Source organism: Nocardia cerradoensis NBRC 101014, assembly GCF_000308535.1.
Taxonomy (GTDB): Bacteria; Actinomycetota; Actinomycetes; order Mycobacteriales; family Mycobacteriaceae; genus Nocardia; species Nocardia cerradoensis.
The window spans coordinates 1-3,491 of sequence record NZ_BAFW01000233.1 but is presented as its reverse complement, the minus strand read 5'-3'; the positions used below and the strand labels follow the sequence as shown (position 1 = coordinate 3,491).

1 protein-coding gene is annotated in these 3,491 nt (G+C 70.7%); it reads left to right on the top strand.

Translation table 11 applies throughout. The annotated features are described in order from the left end of the window. Positions 1 to 3,491 (top strand): non-ribosomal peptide synthetase (locus tag ON23_RS24305; protein ID WP_039781023.1); only part of this gene is annotated, 3,491 nt, incomplete at both ends.

The window sequence follows — 3,491 nt, the reverse complement described above, 5'->3', positions numbered from 1 at the left end:
CTGGTACTGCGCACCCCGGTGCACGGCGAGGACAGCCTCGTCGAACATCTGGACCATGTGCGGGCCGTCGATCTGGCCGCCTTCGACCATGCCGCGGTGCCGTTCGAACAGCTCGTCGACACCCTCAATCCGACCCGCTCCCGGGCACATTCGCCGCTGTACCAGGTGTCGTTGACACTGCAGAACCAAACCCGCGCGCAGCTGCGGCTCGACGGGCTGGAGATCGCCGCGGTCGAGCCGGCCGCGGCGCCGATCCAGGTCGACCAGCACTGGACCGCGAACGAGACCTACGCCGCGGACGGTACGGCCGCCGGTATCGACCTGCACGTGCACTATGCCGCCGACCTGTTCGACCCGGAGACCGTCGCGGCGCTGCTCGACGGATTCGAACGCATCGTGGCGGCGATGACGGCCGACGGCACCACCCGGGTCGCCGACGTCGAACTGATGTCTGCGGCCGAACGCGACCTGCTGATCGGCGGGCACAACGCCACCGGTTACCCGGTCGAACCGCGCACCCTGCCCGAACTTCTCGCCGCCCGGCCGCAGCGCCCGGCAGCGCAGGCCGTGACGTTCGAGGGCACCAGTCTGTCCTATCGGGAATTCGACCGGCGCGTGCACCGGCTGGCGCGCTACCTCATCGCCCGCGGCGTCGGGCCGGAAACTACTGTGGCCGTGCGTATTCCGCGATCGCTGGAGTTGGTCGTCGCGATTCACGCGATCGTCGCGGCCGGGGCGGCCTACGTGCCGCTGGATCCCGAGCATCCCGTCGACCGCGTGCGCTACGTCCTCGACACCGCGCGGCCCGCCTGTGTGCTGACCACGACCGACGATTCCTCGCTACCGGCCGGGGCGGATGTGGTGCGGCTGGACCGGCTGGACCTGTCCGGCTGTGCCGACGACGCGGTGACCGATGCCGACCGGGTGTCGCCGCTGCGGCCGGAGCATGTGGCGTATGTGATTTTCACGTCGGGTTCGACGGGTCGTCCGAAGGGTGTGGCGGTGAGTCACGGGGCGATTGTGAATCGTCTGGTGTGGATGCAGTCCGAGTATGGGTTGGGTTCGGATGATGTGGTGTTGCAGAAGACTCCGGCGACGTTCGATGTGTCGGTGTGGGAGTTCTTCTGGCCGTTGCAGGTGGGTGCGCGGTTGGTGGTGGCGCGTCCGGACGGGCACCGCGACCCGGCCTACCTCGCACGACTGATGGACGAGGAGGCCGTGACGACGGCGCATTTCGTCCCGTCGATGCTGGCCGTCTTCGTCGGCTCGGTGGCGACGGCACCGGCGTCGTTGCGCCGTGTGTTCACCTCGGGTGAGGCGTTGGCGGTGGATACGGCGGCGCGTTGGCGTGGGCTGGGTGGTGCGCCGTTGCACAATTTGTACGGTCCGACCGAGGCCGCGGTGGATGTCACCTTCCACGAGGTGACCGATGCCGACACCGTGACGGTGCCGATCGGCCGTCCGGTGGCCAATACCCGTGTCTACGTGCTCGATTCGACATTGCGGCCGGTACCCGTCGGCGTCACCGGAGAGCTCTACCTGGCGGGCGATCAGCTCGCGCGCGGTTATGTCGGCCGCCCCGAACTGACCTCCGACCGCTTCGTCGCCGACCCGTTCGCTGTGTCCACAAGGGGCACTCCCGAGGGCCCTGCGGGGTCACGCTCCGCTACCGCCTCCAGGCCCGCCGGTCGTGCCCCGGCCGGAGCCCGGATGTACCGCACCGGCGACCTGGTGCGCTGGAACCGCACCGGTGAACTGGAATATCTGGGCCGCAACGACTTCCAGGTGAAGTTGCGCGGGCTGCGCATCGAACTCGGTGAGATCGAGGCCGCGCTGACCGCGCAGTCCGGTATCGCCCAGGCGGCCGTGGTGGTCGCGGGAGCGGGGGAGCGGGCGCGGCTGCACGCCTATGTGGTGCCCGCCGCGGGCACTGCCGTCGATTCCGCCGCCGTGCTGGCCGCCGCGGGCGCAGCCCTGCCCGCATACATGGTCCCGGCCGGCGTCACGGTGCTGGCGCACCTGCCGGTCAATTCCTCCGGCAAGCTCGACCGCGCCGCCTTGCCGGCCGTCGAGCAGGGGGAGAAGTCCGGCTACCGCGCCCCGGCCGAAGGGGCCGAGGCCGTGGTCGCCGCCGTGATGGCCGAACTGCTGGGCCTCGATTCGCCGGGTGCCGGAGCCTTCGGCGCCGACGACGACTTCTTCGCCGCCGGTGGTAACTCCCTGCTCGCGATGCGTGTCGTCGCGCGGGTCAATGCCGCCCTGGGATGCGATCTCGACGTCGCGGAAATCTTCGGCGCACCCACCGCCGCCCTGCTGGCCCGCCTTGTGCGCGACGCACCCGACGCGGCCGTCCCGGCCCTGACGGCGGGGCCGCGACCGGATCGAATTCCGTTGTCGCTCGCGCAAACTCGCATCTGGCTGTTGAACCGCATCGAACCGGATTCGGCGATGTACAACATCCCGTTCGCGCTGCGCCTGCGCGGTGATCTGGACGAATTCGCCCTCTCCGAGGCGGTCGCCGATGTGCTGACGCGGCACGAATCGCTGCGCACCATCTTCCCCGAGGACGCCGAGGGCCCGCGCCAGCACATTCGCGCCGTCGAGGATTGCGCCGCGACCGCGCTCACGCTGCACACCGTGAACGCCGGCGAGGTGGACGGCGAACTCGCCGCCGCGGCGGCGCGCGGCTTCGACCTGCGGCACGACATTCCGTTGCGTATCAGCGCTTTCCGGGTCGCGCCGGACGAACACGTCCTGCTCGTGGTCGTGCACCACATCGCGGCCGACGGCATATCCACCGCGCCGCTGGCCCGCGACCTGGTCACCGCCTACGCCGCGCGCCGGGCCGCGGCGGTCCCCGACTGGCAGCCGCTGCCGGTCCAGTACGCCGATTTCGCGCTGTGGCAGCACGCGGTGCTGGGGCGCGCCGACGATCCCGAATCCCGCCTGTCCCGCCAGATCGACTTCTGGCGCGCCGAACTGGCCGACCTGCCCGCCGTCGTCGACCTGCCCAGCGACCGGCCGCGGCCTGCGGTGGCGTCGGGCGCGGGTGCCGCGATCGAATTCCGCATTACGGCCGAGCTGACCGCCGCTGTCGAGACCACGGCCCGCCGCGCGGGCGTGTCGACCTTCATGGTGCTGCACGCGGCCTACGCGACCCTGCTCGCCGGCCTGTCCGGCACCGACGACCTCGCGATCGGCACCCCGGTCGCCGGCCGATCGGTGCAGGCACTCGACGATCTGGTCGGCATGTTCGTCAACACGCTGGTCCTGCGCACCCGGATCGGCGCGCACGAGCGGTTCGCCGAGCTGCTCACCCGGGTCCGGGACGCCGACGTGCGGGCCTTCGCGCACGCCGACCTGCCGTTCGACCGGTTGGTCGAGGAGGTGAATCCCGAACGCTCCCAGGCGTATGCGCCGATCGTGCAGGTGCTGCTGTCGTTCGAGCAGCGCTCCGGCACCGACCTGCGGCTACCCGGGCTGGAGGTGAC